The sequence below is a fragment of the Nostoc sp. ChiQUE02 genome, assembly GCF_034531305.2.
GTDB lineage: Bacteria > Cyanobacteriota > Cyanobacteriia > Cyanobacteriales > Nostocaceae > Nostoc.
Window position 1 is genome coordinate 35287 of sequence record NZ_JAVRBN020000043.1, and the last position, 18900, is coordinate 54186.

An 18900-nucleotide genomic window follows, 5' to 3' on the forward strand; every position below is an offset into this window, starting at 1 on the left:
ATGTGTAAATGCGATTGCTAATAAAGCCTTTGCATAAGCCTTAAATTGGGATTTGCTCAGTATATTTACTGAGGTAATATCGCGATTTATACAATAAGCTGTATGGTGTATTCCTCACCTTGCTAGCAAAGAATATTACCTTTACTAACTATCTTGCAATCTCAATAGAAACAGGTGTGAGGCAACCAAATATCATACTTCAAAACAATTATGACCGCATCATTTACAAATGCAACTAACTTCATAGCTGGGACAAATCCTTATTCCGTTGCAGTGGAAGATATTGACGGTGACGATAACAAGGATTTGGTGGTAGCTAATTCCGGTTCCAACAATGTTTCGGTGCTGCTGAACGATGGTAATGGCAGCTTTGGCACTGCCACCGACTACCCAGCTGGAACATTTAGCAATTTTGTTGCTGTAGCGGATTTCAACGGTGATAGTCAACTAGATTTTGTAGTCACGAACTATAATTCCAGCACTGTCTCGCTACTAGTGAACAATGGCAGTGGCGGCTTCAACGCTGCCACCAGTTTCTCAGTTGGGACACAACCCAATTCCATTGTGGTAGGAGACTTTAACGGTGACACCAAACTGGATTTGGTAGTAGCTAATTATGGTGGCACCGATGTCTCGCTACTAGTGAACAATGGCAGTGGCGGCTTTAACGCTGCTAACAGTTTCACAGTCGGGACAGCACCTCGTTCCGTTGCTGTGGGAGACTTCAATGGTGACGGCAAACTGGATATTGTAGCCGCAAACTATAATTCCGCTAATGTCTCTGTATTGCTAAACAATGGCAGTGGTAGCTTTAACGCTGCTACCAACTTCACGGCTGGGTCAAATCCCGGTGCTGTTGCTGTGGCAGACATTGACGGTGACACCAAAATGGATTTGGTGGTAGCTAATTATGGTTCCAACGATGTCTCGGTGCTTCTGAACGATGGCAATGGGAGCTTTGGCAATGCCACCAGTTTCGCAGTAGGGACAAGTCCCGTTGCCGTTGCCGTGGCAGACATTGACGGTGACACCAAACTTGATTTGGTGGTAGCTAACTCCGGTTCTGGCAATGTTTCAGTGCTAGTGAACGATGGCAATGGTGGCTTTGGCACTGCCACTGATTTCACAGTTGGTTCAAATCCTGAGTACGTTACCGTGGCAGATATTGACGGTGACACCAAACTGGATTTGGTGGTAGCTAACTCCGGTTCTAGCAATGTCTCAGTGCTTCTAAATACTTTCAATTCTGACCCTACAGACTTGGACTTGAGTGCTCTGGTTGTGGATGAGAATGTGGCTGGCGCAAGTGAAATTGGCAATTTCTCCACCACCGACCCAGACACTGATGATGAACACATCTATAGTTTAATAGCTGGTACTGGTGATACTGACAACGCCTTATTCACCATTGTCGGCAATAGCTTACAAATAAATAATTCCCCCGACTTTGAAACCAAATCAACTTACAACATCCGAGTAGCTAGCACCGACCTTGGCGGAATCTCCTTTGAGAAAGATTTAGTTATCAATGTCAACAACCTCAATGAAAAACCCACAGACTTGGAATTGAGTCCTGTAGGTGCGGATGAGAATATAGAGGCAGGAAGTGAAATTGGTACTTTCACTACCACTGACCCAGACCAAAACGATGACCACACTTATAGTTTAGTGGCGGGTACTGGCGATACTGATAATGATGCATTCATCATTGACGGAGATAGCTTAAAAATTAAATCTGACGCGATTAAATCTAGTTATAAAGTTCGCGTCCGCACAACTGACCTTGCGGGACTTTCTTTTGATAAAGAGTTGGATGTTAATATTGATGGCTTTGGGTCTACTACAAATACCCAGATAACAACAATTTTCCAACTGATCAATATTACTCAGAATATCTTTATCGTCAACAGTAAAGTTAAGGGTCGTAAAGGAAAGCTCTCTCTTAAAATTAAAAACAACACCGCTAAAGAGGTGAACGAACTGTGTGTATTTGCCGTTGACGATGAAGAAGGTAGGATTAACGGTATAGCCCCTGGTGCAGAAGGTTATACGCGAGTCGCTCTAGAGCGTTCAAAGGTGATTTTCTCCTCCATTGCTAAACTGCCCAAGGGTTTTAAGAACGAGGATCTGAAAAATATCTTAGAATTCGAGTCTGGTACGAAACTCAGATTCTATCTGGTATCCAATAGTACTACTCAGGCTGTACTATCTGGAACAACTTCTTTCTCAAGTGTCCTTTTTTCCTCAGCTACAAATAACAACACAGAACAAGAAGGGTTTTCTCTCAACTTCCAGGATTTCGTTGTGACGGTTCAGGCAACAGAAGAAGAGGTATCTTTAGGTACTGGTCTGCAAGGCAAAAAGCAAGGCGAACTGATTGATTTTCGAAGTGTGACACAATTAGTAACAGCTGAGTTTGCAGTCAACAGAGAAGCATCTTATAACAACTTTGTCGGCTTCTATCAGGTGGCTGATGAAAATGGTGGTATTGACACCAATGGTGATGGTAAAGCAGATATTCTCGTTGGACAGGCTGGTTATGCCAAAGCCGCTGTAAGTGGGCGTGTTGCAGGCATTGATTTGGCGGTGGACAACCAAGGTACTGCAAAATACACTGGCACTTTTGAGCCTAATTCTTTGTTTGCACCATTTATTATTGTGGATGGTAAACCCGATGCCATTCTCAATAGCGATGCCAATAAGAATGTTTACTTCGCATTCTTGGGCGCTAACTCAGATAAGGTAGATCACATTCGGCTGTTGGGAAATAACACCTTTGGTTTTGAGGATTTACCAAATGGTGGTGACAAAGATTACAACGATGTGATTGTACAAGTTAAATTGAGTGTCAATGCTGCGTAATATCAAATGCGAGTAATTACGTAGTAAAATTGAACAGCCTCATCCCGGTTGCGGGATGGGGTTATTTTATGCATAGTGATTAAACTGGCTTGATATTAATTAAACTAGTAAATCTACTGAAGGCAGTTATGATCTTTCCTTCATAAATTTAATAGTTGATTCCTCTAATACCAATTCTCTATGAAGATGCACAGAATAAAACACTTGAAATTCCATGCCTTGCAAGGGAATTATTCTATGCAGGTTCACATAGATTTGGTATAAAGTGATAAAAATCTTCACTTTTACTTTTCCAGTTAATTTTTATTAAATTAAGCTCCCAAAAAAGTGGTAAAGAATTCTTTCATAAATCGGGCATGACTTTGTTTACCCAGGAAAGCTTACTGTCTTTCGCCATTAGTGATACTGTCAATCTCTGTATTCAATAATTTGTAAAAAACAATTCAGAAATTTAAGGTTTTTTTTATTACATAATTTTTAATTAGGGTATTTACTTAGGAAAGCATCTGTGATAGTTTCATGTTGATTATCATAAATTAAAATATGCGAGGCTAAATTTAACAACCGCGTTTCTGTATCTTGGTTTGATGATAAGTATCCACCTTGCATACTTGCAATTTTAAATATTAATTTTAAACTTGTATAAATTATGTAGCATATTAACCAAGTAATAACTTGTCTTATATCTATTTACACTATCTTTGTTTTGAACAATGGATAACAGTAGGAACCCTGTGATGCAAATGCAGGTATGCAATTAGACGAAACTACCCTCTGTGCATTTACATATTTAGGCACACTGAATGCCACAGAAGTCTTGCCACTGGTGGCATAAAACCAAACACTGCCACTGTTAGTAAAAGAGAGACTCCCTAATATTTTCGACTTTATTCCTCACTTTTACCTGCGACTTGTTTTATATGACTTATATTAAGAACACTTTTCTCGAATTTCTCACCACCCTAGAAGGGTTTGATCGCTTACCAGATGGAGCGATCGCTAATCTATCAGAACAGCTGCAAGCTTGGCGCTATCGCATAGGTCAGAAAATCATCGGTAAAGAAAGTCTCCCGGAACGCATCACCATTATTTATGAGGGACAAGTGCGCCTGTTGGGATATGACCCCCAGACGCAAATGCCTATCACCCTAAAATTGCTGCAACCTGGGGAAATTATTGGCGAAATTGGTTTGTTGCGCGATATCCCTTGTGAAACAGCGATCGCCTCCACCGAAGTAGTATGTTTAACCTTGAGTGCAGCAGCATATTTTAGCTTTCTGGCTTCATACCCATCTTTTGCCGATGCTCGTAAGAACCGCAGTTATTTGGTGGAAGTTTTCGATATTCTCGGTTCCTATTGGCAAAAGCAAGCGATCGCTACTTTAAATCTTAGAGAACTCGCAGAAAAAGCCTTACCACAGGCGAAAGTACAATACTTGCCTCCGGGAAAAACTCCATTCAACCAACTCGATAACGAAAATGTTTGGTTTGTGAGTGGCGATGGTACAGTAACGAATTTATCACCTGGCGATCGCCTAGAATCAAACGACGACAGAGATAAGATCCAGGTAATAGGTCAAAACCCCGCACGGTTGCTTGGTATACATCCGTCAGATTTGATCTTGGAAGATAGTCATCAGATAGAACTTGTAGTAAGTGACACCAAATCCGATACCGCAGAAGAACTAGATATTCCCTACGCATCAGACGAAATAGTTCCACAGACAGCCCCCCAGACCTCGAAGAGTTCGTCAAAACAAAAATACCCATTTTTTAGTGGTAAGGGAGAATTAAACACAGCCTTCGCCTGCTTCCAAATGATTGCGAAGCACCTAGAAATGCCGTTTCGTCGAGAAGTGGTTCGCCGTATCTTAACTGAGCAAGTCAAACGTCAGGGGGTTATATCGTTTCAAGTTACTGCTTACCTGGCAGAGTTAATCGGACTTAAGGCGCAGTTGATAGAGTTACCAGTCGCTTCACTGACGCGCATTCCTACACCAGCATTGATTCGCTATGGTGATAGTTTTGCCGTTTTATATGCAGCGGATGCAAATACCGTGGTTGTAGGTGTTCCATCCCAAGGAATTGTGCGCTGCAAACCCGCTCAATTAGTTGAACAATTAGATGTCGATCCAACCAACTTTCCACCCCAAGTTAGGGTATTACTGCTCACTGCTACCAAAGAAACACCCCAAGAGCGCTTTAGTTTACGGTGGTTCATACCCTATTTGTCACGCCACCGTCGAGTCCTGATAGAGGTCTTTATTGCTTCCTTTTTCGTGCAGTTGGCAGCGTTGGCAAATCCTCTGGTCGTTCAGTTAATTATCGACAAGGTTATCACTCAAAATAGTATTGGCACACTACATATTTTGGGGATTTTACTATTAGTAGTTGGGCTGTTTGAAGCAGTACTAACTACCTTACGAACCTACTTATTTGTCGATACCACTAATCGGATCGATATGGGTTTAGGGTCGCAAATTATTGACCACTTACTACGTTTACCGCTGCGCTATTTTGAACGCCGACCGGTCGGCGAACTTTCCACTCGCATCAATGAATTAGAAAATATCCGTCAATTCCTCACAGGTACTGCCTTAACAGTGGGGTTAGATGCTCTATTCTCGGTGGTGTATATCGGTGTGATGCTGATTTATAGTTGGCAACTCACCTTAGTCGGCTTAAGCACAATCCCTGTGTTTGTCGTGATTACCTTAATTGCTTCTCCCACTATTAGTAGACAGTTACGTGCCAAAGCCGAACGCAACGCCGAGACTCAATCTTATTTAGTGGAGGTGATGTCAGGAATTCAAACAGTAAAAGCGCAAAATATCGAATTGCGATCGCGCTTTTCTTGGCAAGAGCGTTACGCTCGGTTTGTCGCCGCTGGTTTTAAAACAGTTGTAACTTCTACACTCGCCAATTCTACCAGCAACTTTCTCAACAAACTCAGCAGCTTATTAGTTTTGTGGGTAGGAGCTTATCTAGTACTCCAAGGAGAATTAACTTTAGGCGAATTAATTGCCTTTAGAATTATATCGGGTTACGTCACCAGCCCAATATTACGTTTAGCTCAACTCTGGCAAAGCTTCCAAGAAACAGCCTTGTCTCTAGAGCGTTTAAGCGATATTGTCGATACACCACAAGAAGCAGAAACAGACCGCTACAATATACCCTTACCTGGGATCAAGGGAGCAGTGAAATATGAAAATGTTTCCTTCCGCTTTGGTACAAGTGGCCCTCTACAACTTTCTAATGTCAACCTTGAATTTGCGCCAGGGAAATTTATTGGCATCGTCGGACAAAGTGGGTCTGGTAAAAGTACGATGATGAAATTACTGCTCAGACTTTACGAAACTGAGTCCGGCAGAATTTTGATTGATGGTTATGATATTGCCAAAGTAGAACTTTATTCACTGCGACGACAAATTGGTGTAGTTCCCCAAGAAACGTTGTTGTTTGACGGAAGCGTTCAGGAAAATATTGCCCTAACGAATCCCGATGCGACAACCGAAGAAATTATCGAAGCGGCTCAAGTTGCTTGTGCTCACGAATTTATTATGAACTTACCCAACGGTTACAACACGCGGGTAGGAGAACGGGGATCTGCACTTTCTGGTGGACAACGACAAAGAATTGCGATCGCTCGTTCTGTTTTACAACGACCAAAATTATTAGTATTAGATGAAGCAACTAGCGCTTTAGATTATCCCACAGAGCGACAAATATGTCTCAATTTAGCCAAAGCATTCAAGGGTGATACAGTATTTTTTATTACCCACCGACTGAATACTGTAAGTAATGCAGACATGATTGTTGTAATGGATAATAGCAGGGTTATAGAACAAGGTAGCCATCAAGAATTAATGGCTACTAAGGGTCATTATTATTACCTGTATCAACAACAAGATGTGAACTTGTAATTAGTCATTGCTGGGAGCAAAGGTTTTTAGCATCGGTAAACATTGCTCACCCTAGAAAAAATCCAAAATCCACAATCCAAAATTGTTATGACTCAACTTGATGGGAATCACCTCAACGGCAATCAGAAAAACAGTAATCAGAAAAATGGAGTCAAGCAAGATTCACCCGTACTCACAAAACAACAGAAAGCTGCTCAAGAGTCTTTAATTAACTCAAGTACTCAAGAATTTGAGCAATCTGTTGTCTTGCGCCAATCTCCAGTTTGGTCACGTACAATTATGGTGACCCTAATGGGGCTAGCCTGCTTTGGAATTGCTTGGGCTTATTTTGCAAAAATTGAGCAAGTAGTGCCAGCCACAGGACAATTAAAGCCAGAAGGAACAATTAAAGAAGTTCAGGCTCCTGTTAGTGGAGTGGTGAAAACAGTTAATGTTAAAGATGGACAAGAAGTCAAGCCAGGAGATTTGCTGCTGACTTTTGATTCCATAGCTACTGTTGCGGAATTAAATTCTTTGAATAAAATTCGCGTTGCATTAATTAAAGAAAACCAGATTTATCGCCGATTAATGGGTGCAAGTACCGCCACGGGATCTGAACTGTTATATTTGCGCGGGAATTTGCCACAAGAAACTGCTTTTCTGCTGAAAAGTCGGTCAGCCTTAGTAGCAGAAAATGACTTATTGCGGACTCAATTAAAAAATTCTGGTCAAGATTCTAGACTGGGAATTGATGAACAGCAACGTCTACTAGTTGCCAAAAGAGAATTAGATTCTCGGTCTGCTGCGGCGGAATTAGAAGTAGAAAAAACCAAGAAACAACTTTCTCAAAACCAAGTCAAACTAGAAGATACGAAAGCAGGTTTAGCAATCCAACAGCAGATTTTAGATAAACTGAAGATATTAGCAGAAGAAGGCGGTATTTCTCAGCTTCAATATCTTAACCAGCAACAACAAGTGCAAACCCTCGCCGCAGAAGTAGCACAACTAGGTGAAGAACAGAAACGCCTCCAATTTGATATTCAAAAAGGACGGCAAGAGCTAAGTAATACGGTAGCCGTTTCTGATAAAAACATTTTGGATAAGATAGCTGATAACAAACAGCGAATTGCCACAATCGATAGCCAATTCATGAAAGTTATCTTAGATAATGAGCAGCGTTTAGCAGATGTCAATAGTAAAATCTCTCAAACCCAATTAAATGTTAAATATCAAGAACTCCGTGCGCCTGTAGCTGGAACAGTTTTCGATTTGCAAGCAAAAAACCCTGGATTTGTAGCTAATCCGACTACAAAACTGCTGCAAATTGTCCCAAATGAAAACTATATAGCTGAAGTTTTCATCACTAACAAAGATATCGGTTTTGTGCGAAAAGGCATGAAGGTAGATGTTAGAATTGACTCTTTTCCTTACAGCGAATTTGGCGATATCAAAGGGGAAGTAATTGGGATAGGATCAGACGCATTAGAGCCAGACCAAACCCATCAGTTTTATAGATTTCCGGCAAAAGTATCATTGAATAAACAATCCTTAGTGATTAAGGGTAAAAACGTCACCTTACAATCAGGTATGTCCATCAGTGCCAATATAAAAGTGCGTGAAGAACGGACTGTGCTTAGTTTATTCACTGAGTTGTTTACCAAGCAAGTTGATAGTCTTAAAGAGGTACGGTAAAAACGATATCGATGACGGGCTATTTGTTGAGGCCGATTCATCACTGCTTGCAGCTAAGTACAGCCTTGGCTAAGTTCGTAGTGAATATAGTCAAACAAACTTTGTACTCCTCTAAAGTTCAGATGCCTGCTAAATTTCAACCCTCAATTGTCCACAAATTTACGAAATTGTCTACTAAGACTTGATGTGATCGAGCGATCGCTTTATCATAAAGCTTGAGAGCGAATCGTTCAAAGCCACTCACATCAAGATTTTACGATGGTTTATTCTCAACGCATCGAACCTGCTGCCGGACAAGAATCAGTTTGGGATTACCCCCGTCCTCCTCGTCTGGAGGATACAAACAAACATATCCAAATAATCTTTAACGGAGTAATAATTGCAGATACCCACAACGCCAAACGTGTTTTAGAAACTAGTCATCCTCCTTCTTACTACATTCCCCCTGCGGATATCAAAATGGAATATCTACATCTAACACCGCAATCTAGCTTTTGTGAGTGGAAGGGAAGTGCTGGTTACTACACAATCCGATTTGGTGATAAAGAAGTTCATAATGCTGCCTGGTTCTACCCCAACCCCACACCAGCCTTTGAATCCATGAAGGATTATGTAGCTTTTTACGCTCATGTTATGGATAAATGCTACGTGAATGGAGAAGAGGTGCAACCACAACCAGGTAACTTCTACGGCGGTTGGATAACCAGTGATATTGTTGGACCATTTAAAGGCGCTCCTGGTACTTGGGGATGGTGAGTCAATTTTAGATTTTGGATTTAAATTTTGGATTCAAAGTAAGTGAAGCGATATTTTACGCGTCTACTTCAATAGTGTTGTTTCTAAATCCTGATGAAATTCGAGATTACATGATTGCACATACCGAAGATGCACATAAATATAGTGAATTAAAACGTAAGTTAGCGAAGCAGTATCCTAACGATATCATCGGATATATGGATGGGATGGGAAAGATGGGTTTATCAAAGAGATGCAAAGGAAAGCATTGCTATGGTGGACACCTGAAAAAGCTGAATAATACAATATATTTTATCCATCTTTACTAACGTTTAAAACACCAATTATGTCTTTAAAAAAGAGCTAATAAACCGAGTTTTGTGTAATCTCCAAAAACCCGGTTTCTAGGTTTACTGAATTGATGTTCTAGCTACCTAGCAGGTTTCACTTCAAACATCAAATATGTTCCTCCTAATCCTTCTACAATTGTGCGTGTATTGGCAATCATCATTTTTTGATAAGTGTCCGCATCACTTCCTGGTTCGCTAAGTCCCTCAGCATACAGCTTCCTGTCAGAGATTTTCACTTCAGCTTCTGTGGCTACAGATTCAATCAAATTAGGGTTAATTTCCACATCAGCAAAAATTGTTGAAACTTTAGCCCGTTTAATGTTTATAGCCAAATTTTTGACTCGTGCGGCTGTCAGTTTTTCGTTAGTACTAATACCTTGCAATCCCCCTACTAATGAAATGCCGTATGCTTTGGCGTAATAACCCAGTGCATCAGAGGTTGTAACTAACTTTCGTTCTTTGGCAGGAATACTAACAATTCTTGATTTAATCCAGCGATCTAGTTGAGTGAGTTCATTTTTAATTTTTTTAGTATTGCTAGTATAAGCCTCTGAATCACTAGATTCTAATTTTCTCAGGTTACTATTAATTACTTCGACCATTCTGATAGCATTTTTGGTATTGTGCCAAAGATGAGGATCGCTTACATTCCTACCGCCTGCTTGAAATATTTGTGGCTTAGGAACTGCCAGTTGCCCGACGGCTATTTTCGGCGCAGAGTTTTTAGTCGCTTTAATTAATTTGATCAGATTTGGTTCAAAATTGTAACCAGTATAAAGAATAAGATTAGCTTGCTCAATAGCTTTACGATCTTCCGGTTTTGGTTTATAAAATTGGGGGTCGGCAGTAGGGGAAATTAAGCAGGTGAGGTTAACTGTATTCCCAGCAACCTGTCTGGTTAAGTCACACAGTACGCTTGTAGTCGCTACGACTTGGGGAAGATTCTCATTTACCTGGGTGCTAGTCTGAGTGAATGTAGTTCTTGCAGCTTGATTTCCACACCCAACAAATCCAATTGTCAAGGCAACAAGAATAGCTTGGAAAAAATTATTAAATGGTAATTTTTTTGACATCCTCAACTCCTACTGGATGTATAAAAAAGATAATCATTATCGTTAAAGTATTCGTGAAATACTAGAGAGAAGTTTTCAGCAGGGAAGAGGTTAAGAGGAGATAGAGAGACGGGGAAGCCTTCGGCTGAGAAAAGGGTAAAAGTTGAGGGAAGAGAAATTAATCGACTCTCTCCTTTCCTGAGTCCACACCCAGCAATTTTTAGTTGGTGAACCACGAGTGAGGTTTTTATAGGCAAAATATTAGTTAACTTCACGCGACAGGCTGGAAAACTGGTAGAGGTAGGAACACAATAATAAAGGCGATGCTTGGGAGTCTCCAAGGAGTGTAGGTCTCTCACCGTCTGTTGAAGGGGCTATGCCATTGTGCTTACATACGACAAAGGTTGCAAATTGACTAGGATTATTAGGTTAAGGAGTGGGAAGTAGTAATGATGGGGCTTATTGAGCATACGGGTTGATTTCGCAAACCGAGTCGTGAATCTTAGGCAATTGTAGCTGTGGTTTTGCGAGGTGTGGATATCTAATTGTTACAAAATTGGCAAATTGGCGATTTTTTAGCCATCAGCCTTTGTTAAACTAATTTTTACCTATTAAAACCTTTCAATATCTAACTACTCTTTATTGCCAGAATCTAGAGTGTATTTTATCCCATAATTTTTATCCTCTAGTTTCTTCATCATTAAATAAGAGCCAAATCAAGTATATAGAACAATTCCTTAAAGTTAATATTGGTCAAGATAAACAATGGTAATTTTAGTTGTCATAATTAACACCTTATTTTCGCTGTTACTACTCTATGTGGCTTGGCGGGTGTGGCAACTCAAACAGCAGCTAGCATACATAACAGATAGGTTAACCGCCTATGAAAGTTGTACCCATACAGCACTGAATAAAGCACCCGAAAATATTTATCTCAGCCAGCAGAATATTTATAACTTACGGCAGAGAAATCAAGCGCTACAAATGCAAATTCAACAAGTGCGGCAAATTATCAGTCTACTTTTGCTAGGACAGCAAATCTGGCAGCGTTATTTTCTTAAGCTAAAGTTAACATCTGGGAAAAGAACAGTTGAAAAATGAGTTATATCAGGTTCACATGAACATTTATAATTAGGGCTGGCACTGAGATAAGTCCGTATCAAGATCCCACAGTTTGCATTGGCTTCTGGCGTAGGCATAGCCCGCCGCAGGCATCGCTTTGCCTTTCCATACCCCTACTCTTAAAGCTTGCTAGCAAGAGCGTCTCCCTCAGGAAAAGGGTACGGAACCAGAAGAGATGTGGTAACACAAAGAGAAGTCTGAACGTCATTTGGGCTTTAGACCCCACCAGAAGGCTTACCGGAGGTATGAAAACTTTGTCAGACACGGGGAATTTTGAATTAATTTTGAATTATAAGTAATTAATGCTTTTGATATTAATGAATAAACGCAACATTTATGGCTGATATTTTGTCACGATAGATTAACTGGATAAAATCGGTCGAGTCTTGCAAGGGGAGAAAACCCACCTAAAATAGGTGTAAGGAGAGAAACAACAAGATGTCTAATAACCGTTCTGGAGTATTTATTGGCGGTTTGATGCTAGGAGCTACTATCGGTGCTTTGACCGGTTTGCTTGTGGCTCCACGCACAGGGCGCGAAACGCGTAAAATTTTGAAAAAATCTGCCAATGCTATCCCAGATTTGGCAGAAGACTTATCCACGAGTGTGCAAATCCAGGCAGATCGTCTCTCTGCTAGCGCATTACGAAACTGGGATGAGACTTTAGATAGATTACGGGAAGCGATCGCAGCAGGTGTAGATGCCAGTCAGCGGGAAAGCCAAGTCTTGAAGCGACAAACATCCCTTGAAGACCCAGATTCGTTTCCCCAGCAATTAGAACGCTCATAAATGACACAACCGTGATTGACCCCCTGTTTTGGTTGGGACTTTCCTTACTTTTAGTTGCCACAAGCTTAACTGCGGTTTTAGTGGCGGCAATACCGGCTTTGCAGGAGTTAGCACGCGCAGCTCGCAGTGCAGAAAAGCTATTTGATACCCTCTCACGTGAGTTACCGCCCACTCTAGAAGCTATCCGCGTGACTGGCTTAGAAATTACTGACTTAACTGATGATGTCAGTGAGGGTGTAAAAAGTGCTAGTCAAGTCGTGAAACAAGTTGACCAAAGTCTTGATAGTGCCAGAAAACAGGCTCAAAATCTGCAAGTAGGTACACGCAGCATCTTAATTGGCGCGAAAGCTGCTTGGAGAAACTTCACGCGCCAAAAACCAGCGAGGCGAATAAGCGATCGCTTGCCAAGCAATGAAAAACCACCACTAACGTTGCGAGAACGAGAAGTGCTGAGGCAAGAAAATCGCCGGATCAAAACAGAAGTATACCGCGCTCATGACGGTTACAACGACGCCGCTAGTTGGGAAGCCACCAATTTTGATGACGAAGATTAAATTTGGGCATGGGGTATGGGTCATAGAGAATACAAAATAGCGAGATGAGGGAGCAGGGGAGCAGAGGAGAAGTTGGAGCAAGTCTTTCTTCTCACCCCTCTACATCTTCCCAATACAACTCTTGGAGAGGCTGCGCCCTAAGCGTAGCTATGCCGCAGGCTTTACGGCTTCTCTACGAGACACTACGCGTAGCTTGCTTCCCCGCAGGGGTACGCTCAGTACAAGTGCCCAATTCTCAATGCCCAAAAACGCTTTGCTTTGATCCCTTAGATTAGAGTAAAGTAAACAAGTGTAAAGAACTATCATTTTTCCAGTACTCTTTTAAAACAACTTGTTCACTTCTACCGTTGATATTTGTATAAAAACGTCCATGCAATCTTGTTTTTGGCGACGAATTTTAGTGTCCATTGCAGTATTTTTCCTGGCTGGGTCAATTTGGGTCATGCATTCTCCCCCAGCACTGGCTTATGACAATCCTGAGTTACTCCCTGACACCTTTACTCCAGTTGTAGACTTAGCTAAATCTCTGCCTGTCCTGCAAGAAGAAAAGCTTGTCAAAGATTTAGAGCAGTTTGAAGCCGACACAGGCTGGAAACTGCGAGTATTGACCCAGTACGATCGCACCCCAGGTCGTGCAGTTATAAAATATTGGGGTTTGGATGACAAAAGCATTCTACTAGTTGCCGATTCTCGTGGCGGTAACATTCTCAGTTTTAGTGTCGGCGACGCTGTTTATGAACTTTTACCCCGGACTTTTTGGATAGAACTGCAAACCCGCTTCGGTAATTTGTACTTTGTCCGCGAACAAGGCGAAGACCAAGCTATTCTGCAAGCCTTAGAATCGGTTAAAGGCTGTTTACTCAAAGGTGGTTGCAATGTTGTTCCCGGGCTACCGCGAGAGCAATGGATTCTCACCTTGATTACCTCAGTTATTGGTGGGGTGATTTGTGGATTTGCGGCTCAACCCCGCGATAAAGGACAAGTTTTTGCTTGGCAATGGGCTTTAATTTTCTCACCTTTGTGGGGAATATTATTTATTGCCTTTGGCATTGGGCCAGTGGTGACACGTACAAGTGACTGGTTACCTCTAGTTCGCAATATATCTGGGTTTCTGATTGGCGTCTTGGTTGCCTACTTATCTCCTATTTTCAGTCGCCCTTCTTCGAGTAATGAGTTATGAGTGGGTAGTTATGAGTGAGTAGTTAGGAGTTAGTAGTTTTTAATTAACTTATAACTCCTAACTCCTAACTCTTGACTCTCTGAAGCTGATAAGCTGAAAGCTAATATTTGAGAAGCTCAACAAAAATGGAATGGCACGTAACTGATGCTCAAAGTTTAGCAATCATTGATAGTGAAATTGGCGATCATGTCTTTTCACCCGCAGAGTATGAGATTGTGCGTCGGGTAATCTACGCGACGGCTGACTTTGAGTATAAGTCTTTGATTCGCTTTTCTGAGCGTGCCTTGCAAGCTGGAGCAGCAGCACTAGCCGCGCGTACCACGATTGTAGTAGATGTGCCAATGGTACAAGTAGGCATTGCCTACGACATTCAAAACACCTTTGCTAATCCGATGTATTGCAGCATGGAAGCTTTAACACGCCCCCAAAAAGAAAAAACTCGGGCAGCATGGGGAATAGAAACCTTAGCAAAGCGTTATCCAGAGGGCATTTTTGTGGTGGGGCAAGCGCAAACAGCACTGACAGCACTAGTGGATTTAATTGAAGCTGAGGAAATTAGACCTGCTTTAATAATTGCGACTCCAGTAGTATTTGTAAATGTTGATGAAGCTAAGGAGCGCTTACAAGACTCTCTAGTGCCTCACATTACAATTGACAGTCGCAAAGGTAATGCAGTTGTAGCAGCTGCGATCGTTGATGGATTGGTAGACTTGGCTTGGCAAGCCTATGGACAAGATGGAAATCGGGGGAGTTAAGAAAGCCAACTCTATCTTATTCTGTATCCAAAAGAGTATTCAAAATCACTGAATATCCTGATATTTTTGTTAAGTAGTGCCGATCAAGGAGCCTTTTCTTGTGGTAATTCAAGGTTTCAGTTTAAGTGCATATCTTGCAATTCCTGTGGTATTAAGTCTTTTGCCTAAGGGAGAAAGTATAAAAGTATCTTTAGTTGAAAATGTCCGTCAGGTATCCACTGATAAGGAAATACTCCTATCCAGCCGCCAGCTAATCAGCACTAAAGCGACACCGAAAACATATTATGTTAGTGCTACTGGAAACGACAAAAATAGTGGAGTTTCTTCTTCATCCCCTTTTAAGACTATTCAAAAGGCGGCAAATCTTACGCAGCCTGGGGATACCGTATTAATTATGAACGGAGTCTACACGAATGCTAACCCCAATGGGAACGTAGTATCTATTACTCGCTCTGGAACAGCAAATGCATGGATTAAGTTTAAAGCATATCCTGGACATCAGCCGAAAATTCAGCACAATGGATGGAATGGAATTTTGATTCACAATGGAGCGTCATATATTGAGATAAATGGGCTGGAGGTCATAGGAAACAATGCCAACATAACCCTTGATTATGCGATGAGTCAGAAAACTAACAAAATAAACCCGCTAACAAATGGAAACTGCATTAGCGTGGATGGACGAAAAAATGGTCATAGTCACCATATACGTATTCTCAACAACAAGGTACATGGGTGTGGAGGAGCAGGCATTTCAGCGATTGAATCGGACTATGTGACAGTAAATAATAACGTGGTGTTCGATAATGCCTGGTATAGCATTTATGGTTGCAGTGGCATTTCGATGTTGAACAATTGGAATTCTGATAACAACCGCGGATACAAGATGTTTGTGACCAACAACAAGTCCTACAACAATCGTATGTACATCCCTTGGATTGCAGTCGGAAAGATCACAGACGGTAATGGCATTATTATCGATAGCACAAGAAACGATCAGAATAACTCAAAATTGGGTGCATATAAAGGACGTACTTTAGTTCAAAACAATCTTACATTTAATAATGGTGGATCAGGTATTCATGCATTTTTAAGTGACCATGTTGATATTGTAAATAACACAGCTGTTTTAAATAATCAAAGTCCAGAAATTGGAGGGAGTCAAATATATGCTCATACCTCATCTGACGTTAGAATTCTGAGAAATATTCTCTATGCTTTTCCTGGCAAAAGTATTAACACTAACACTAAAAATAAAAATGTTGTTTATGATGATAATATATACCTAAATAGTTCTAAGATAAGTGTTAAGGGTCCTCGCGATATTGTTGCAGACTCACAATTTTTAAGGAATTTTCCCACTCTAGAAAAAATATCTGACAATTGGAAATTGCAGCTAGATAAACAAAATCCGCCAAAGCGGACTTATGTAGAACCTAAGTCGGCAGGTTTTGTTTGTGGGACAGTAACTTATCGTTTGCAAGGGAAACTCATCAAAGCGGGATGTTCTCTTTAACATAAGTTCGACGAACCTCTCCCAGCCTTGAACTAAAGTTTAAGTATTTCCCTCTCCTACTCGGAGAGAGACTATTTTGTATGGTAAAACCTCTAAGAGGTCTTTTCTATTCAGCTAATTAGACCGACACTATAGTAAGCCGTCTAATTAACGTTGATTACATCATCCGGACTGCTTCACTTATTCTTCAATCCTCTACTGTACGACGCCGCCGACGCGGCTTTTTTTGTTGCTCTTCACGCAAGCGGCGACCGACTTCGTTAAAGAAATCTCGCCGCAGATAAGGATAATCGCTGACCCACAGGTCACGATTGGGAAAGTATATATCACTGAATTCGTCAATGCTGCTTAAATCTGGGCGATTTGACATTACTACCATTTCTGCAATTTGACCGCGAGTAATAACTTTATAGGCAGAACGTAATGGTGCTACAAATTCAATGCTAAATCCTGTGTCATCACCTATCTCTAAGTTTATTTGTTTTTCTCGGTTTTCTACAATCACCAATTCGCCTTTGTTGTTGACTGTTTCAGTTTTACCTATCAACTGGTCTGTAATCCACCAATCTAGTACCCGACCACGGAAAAAGCCGCCGTACTTGTAACGGCGGCATTGTAAATTCCGCATACTTGCTTGAAACACTGGATACCACAGCCAAAAAAAGGCGCTAACTACCCCTAGCACAAATACTATTGAAGCAAACTCAAGCCTGAAAACGACTGTTAAAAGCAAAATAACAACTACGGCAACTACAGAAATTAACAGCCGTTGCAAAAAATTTGAGAACTTCCCCCAGTAGTACTTGTACTGCAAACCAGTGGCAATTAGGGGGACAACTTGTTCAAATTTCTGGCGAGTCAGTGGTACTAACATGAGTGCTAAGTAATGAATACCCAATAGTGAGTTTAAAGTATCTTTTCTAATCCATATACTAACGACTTTAGCGCTAAGACTTTGCGAATCGCTAGTAGCACTCCTGGCATATAACAAGCGCGATCGCTCGTATCATGTCGTAAAGTATAAATCTGTCCTGCTGCGCCAAAAATAACTTCCTGATGGGCAATCAATCCCGGCAAGCGCACGCTATGAATTCTAATCCCTTCGTTTGCGATACTGCCTCTAGCTCCTGGTAACTTCTCCGTTTCTTCTACAAGAGCAGGGTTAAAAGTTTTACCCAATTCTCCTAATAACTGCGCCGTTTGAATGGCAGTACCACTGGGAGCATCAGCTTTTTGGTTGTGATGCAGTTCGATAATTTCCACATGGTCAAAATATTTGGAGGCTGCGATCGCGGCTTGTTGCAACAGTACCATGCCAATGGAAAAGTTAGGAATAATTAGACAACCAGTGCTAGCTTTGTCGGCAAAATCTGCCAAGTCTTGAATTTGTTCTGGACTTAACCCAGTGGTGCCGACTACAGGACGAATACCGTAAGCGATCGCACTGCGAATATTGTCATAAACTGAATCGGGATGGGTAAAATCTACAATCACCCCTGGAGGAGACTGTCTATCCCCAGCCACATACCCCAACATCGGTTCTAATTGATTGGTAATCGGCACTTCCAAAGGTTCACTTAAACCCGCCAACTCCCCAGCATCTTTATCTTGATGTTCCAAACTGTAGTCAATTGCACCCACTAGGTTTAAGTCAGGCGCTTGTGCCACCGCCTTAACCACTTCACGGCCCATTTTGCCAGCAGCACCGTTGACAATAACCGGGATAGGAGCTTGATTCGTCATAGGTCGAGAAATACTTTTTGAGTCAACAAGGGAATTGTAAAGACTTTCGCGATCTAGTAGCTAGCTTCTCAAATCTCTGGCTTAATTCCACCTACCCTGAATTGTGCAGCTAATCGCTTAGTTTTTCTACTCCCCAAAATATCGGTTCTCGTTTTCACTGCACTATCTTACCCAGTAACCCGTTTTATTTGCCGATCGTACTACCTTAATAAGTATTCCTTATAGTATATATCAGCCTTTTTTTGTCAAGTCTAGTTGACCATTTGTAATATTATTGTTATATTTATTTACATAGCTTAGTAAAGCCCCAAAGTAAGCTGCATAGCTAAAATTGCACCTTGTCTATTACCTATATAGTTTTGGTTGTATTGGGTGTTAACTAAGAAAAACAGACTTCGGTTTTAAAATATCCCATCGACATTTGGACTTCTCCCATCTACCTCGGCTATCAAGTCGGGGTTTTTTATGTTCTCGATTAGCCCTTTCTTTAACTTTTATTTATTAGTTATTGTTGATTTAATCATTTAGGTTGCGGTACTACTACGCATATTAAAGGATTTAAAAATACTTAAGGATTGAGGATTAAATAAGATCCAAAAATAGACAGAGCAATGATAGGGTGAACTTATCGAGTGACTACCAACTGAA

General features: G+C 41.2%; 14 protein-coding genes. 11 read left to right on the forward strand and 3 right to left on the reverse strand.

Going from position 1 to position 18900, the window contains the following annotated elements; genetic code table 11:
• Nucleotides 1-210: 210 nt before the first annotated feature.
• The 5 genes from RM347_RS29130 (at nucleotide 211) to RM347_RS29150 (ending at nucleotide 9520) form a co-directional block, all read left to right on the forward strand.
• Nucleotides 211-2862: an FG-GAP-like repeat-containing protein gene (locus RM347_RS29130; protein WP_322718790.1), complete on the forward strand. Its 2652-nt coding sequence runs from the start codon at nucleotides 211-213 to the stop codon at nucleotides 2860-2862.
• Between the two features lie 920 nt (nucleotides 2863-3782).
• Nucleotides 3783-6785, forward strand: a complete 3003-nt coding sequence (locus RM347_RS29135) for a peptidase domain-containing ABC transporter (RefSeq protein WP_322718789.1) — start codon at nucleotides 3783-3785, stop codon at nucleotides 6783-6785.
• A gap of 87 nt (nucleotides 6786-6872) precedes the next feature.
• A complete protein-coding gene (locus RM347_RS29140) occupies nucleotides 6873-8456 on the forward strand; it encodes an HlyD family efflux transporter periplasmic adaptor subunit (protein ID WP_322718787.1) in 1584 nt (527 codons plus the stop codon).
• 258 nt (nucleotides 8457-8714) lie between these two features.
• Complete coding sequence (locus tag RM347_RS29145) at nucleotides 8715-9212, forward strand: DUF427 domain-containing protein (protein WP_322718786.1); 498 nt, start codon at nucleotides 8715-8717, stop codon at nucleotides 9210-9212.
• A 14-nt stretch (nucleotides 9213-9226) separates the two neighbouring features.
• Nucleotides 9227-9520, forward strand: coding sequence for a GrpB family protein (locus RM347_RS29150; RefSeq protein WP_428850629.1), 294 nt, complete (start codon nucleotides 9227-9229; stop codon nucleotides 9518-9520).
• Nucleotides 9521-9621: 101 nt separating this feature from the next.
• Here RM347_RS29150 and RM347_RS29155 read toward each other — a convergent pair whose 3' ends face one another.
• On the reverse strand, nucleotides 9622-10614 hold the full coding sequence (locus RM347_RS29155; protein WP_322718785.1) for a metal ABC transporter solute-binding protein, Zn/Mn family: 993 nt from the start codon (nucleotides 10612-10614) through the stop codon (nucleotides 9622-9624).
• Between the two features lie 744 nt (nucleotides 10615-11358).
• On the opposite strand from RM347_RS29155, the gene RM347_RS29160 reads away from it, so the two are divergent.
• The 6 genes from RM347_RS29160 to RM347_RS29185 all read left to right on the forward strand — a co-directional run bounded on the left by RM347_RS29160 (nucleotide 11359) and on the right by RM347_RS29185 (nucleotide 16509).
• Nucleotides 11359-11694 (forward strand): hypothetical protein, encoded by a 336-nt coding sequence (locus RM347_RS29160; protein WP_322718784.1) that lies wholly within the window; start codon nucleotides 11359-11361, stop codon nucleotides 11692-11694.
• Nucleotides 11695-12153: 459 nt separating this feature from the next.
• Complete coding sequence (locus RM347_RS29165; RefSeq protein WP_322718783.1) at nucleotides 12154-12504, forward strand: YtxH domain-containing protein; 351 nt, start codon at nucleotides 12154-12156, stop codon at nucleotides 12502-12504.
• Nucleotides 12505-12515: 11 nt separating this feature from the next.
• Nucleotides 12516-13058: a DUF948 domain-containing protein gene (locus RM347_RS29170; protein ID WP_322718782.1), complete on the forward strand. Its 543-nt coding sequence runs from the start codon at nucleotides 12516-12518 to the stop codon at nucleotides 13056-13058.
• A gap of 370 nt (nucleotides 13059-13428) precedes the next feature.
• Nucleotides 13429-14238: a TPM domain-containing protein gene (locus tag RM347_RS29175; RefSeq protein WP_322718781.1), complete on the forward strand. Its 810-nt coding sequence runs from the start codon at nucleotides 13429-13431 to the stop codon at nucleotides 14236-14238.
• A gap of 125 nt (nucleotides 14239-14363) precedes the next feature.
• Entirely contained in the window at nucleotides 14364-14993 is a 630-nt protein-coding gene (locus RM347_RS29180) for a precorrin-8X methylmutase (protein ID WP_322718780.1), read from the forward strand.
• Between the two features lie 100 nt (nucleotides 14994-15093).
• Nucleotides 15094-16509, forward strand: a complete 1416-nt coding sequence (locus RM347_RS29185) for a right-handed parallel beta-helix repeat-containing protein (protein WP_322718779.1) — start codon at nucleotides 15094-15096, stop codon at nucleotides 16507-16509.
• A 187-nt stretch (nucleotides 16510-16696) separates the two neighbouring features.
• Here the strand turns inward: RM347_RS29185 and RM347_RS29190 are convergent, their stop codons facing one another.
• Together RM347_RS29190 and dapB are read right to left on the reverse strand one after the other, a co-directional pair.
• Nucleotides 16697-17383 (reverse strand): phosphate ABC transporter permease, encoded by a 687-nt coding sequence (locus RM347_RS29190; protein ID WP_322718778.1) that lies wholly within the window; start codon nucleotides 17381-17383, stop codon nucleotides 16697-16699.
• A gap of 32 nt (nucleotides 17384-17415) precedes the next feature.
• Entirely contained in the window at nucleotides 17416-18252 is an 837-nt protein-coding gene (dapB, locus tag RM347_RS29195; RefSeq protein ID WP_322718777.1) for a 4-hydroxy-tetrahydrodipicolinate reductase, read from the reverse strand.
• Nucleotides 18253-18900: the final 648 nt, after the last annotated feature.

What these genes read in the sequence shown, in the direction of transcription:
- dapB (WP_322718777.1), bottom strand. Translation starts at nt 18,252, where the DNA reads ATGACGAATCAAGCTCCTATCCCGGTTATTGTCAACGGTGCTGCTGGC.
- RM347_RS29155 (WP_322718785.1), bottom strand. Translation starts at nt 10,614, where the DNA reads ATGTCAAAAAAATTACCATTTAATAATTTTTTCCAAGCTATTCTTGTT.
- RM347_RS29190 (WP_322718778.1), bottom strand. Translation starts at nt 17,383, where the DNA reads ATGTTAGTACCACTGACTCGCCAGAAATTTGAACAAGTTGTCCCCCTA.
- RM347_RS29130 (WP_322718790.1), top strand. Translation starts at nt 211, where the DNA reads ATGACCGCATCATTTACAAATGCAACTAACTTCATAGCTGGGACAAAT.
- RM347_RS29175 (WP_322718781.1), top strand. Translation starts at nt 13,429, where the DNA reads ATGCAATCTTGTTTTTGGCGACGAATTTTAGTGTCCATTGCAGTATTT.
- RM347_RS29145 (WP_322718786.1), top strand. Translation starts at nt 8,715, where the DNA reads ATGGTTTATTCTCAACGCATCGAACCTGCTGCCGGACAAGAATCAGTT.
- RM347_RS29165 (WP_322718783.1), top strand. Translation starts at nt 12,154, where the DNA reads ATGTCTAATAACCGTTCTGGAGTATTTATTGGCGGTTTGATGCTAGGA.
- RM347_RS29135 (WP_322718789.1), top strand. Translation starts at nt 3,783, where the DNA reads ATGACTTATATTAAGAACACTTTTCTCGAATTTCTCACCACCCTAGAA.
- RM347_RS29180 (WP_322718780.1), top strand. Translation starts at nt 14,364, where the DNA reads ATGGAATGGCACGTAACTGATGCTCAAAGTTTAGCAATCATTGATAGT.
- RM347_RS29160 (WP_322718784.1), top strand. Translation starts at nt 11,359, where the DNA reads ATGGTAATTTTAGTTGTCATAATTAACACCTTATTTTCGCTGTTACTA.
- RM347_RS29140 (WP_322718787.1), top strand. Translation starts at nt 6,873, where the DNA reads ATGACTCAACTTGATGGGAATCACCTCAACGGCAATCAGAAAAACAGT.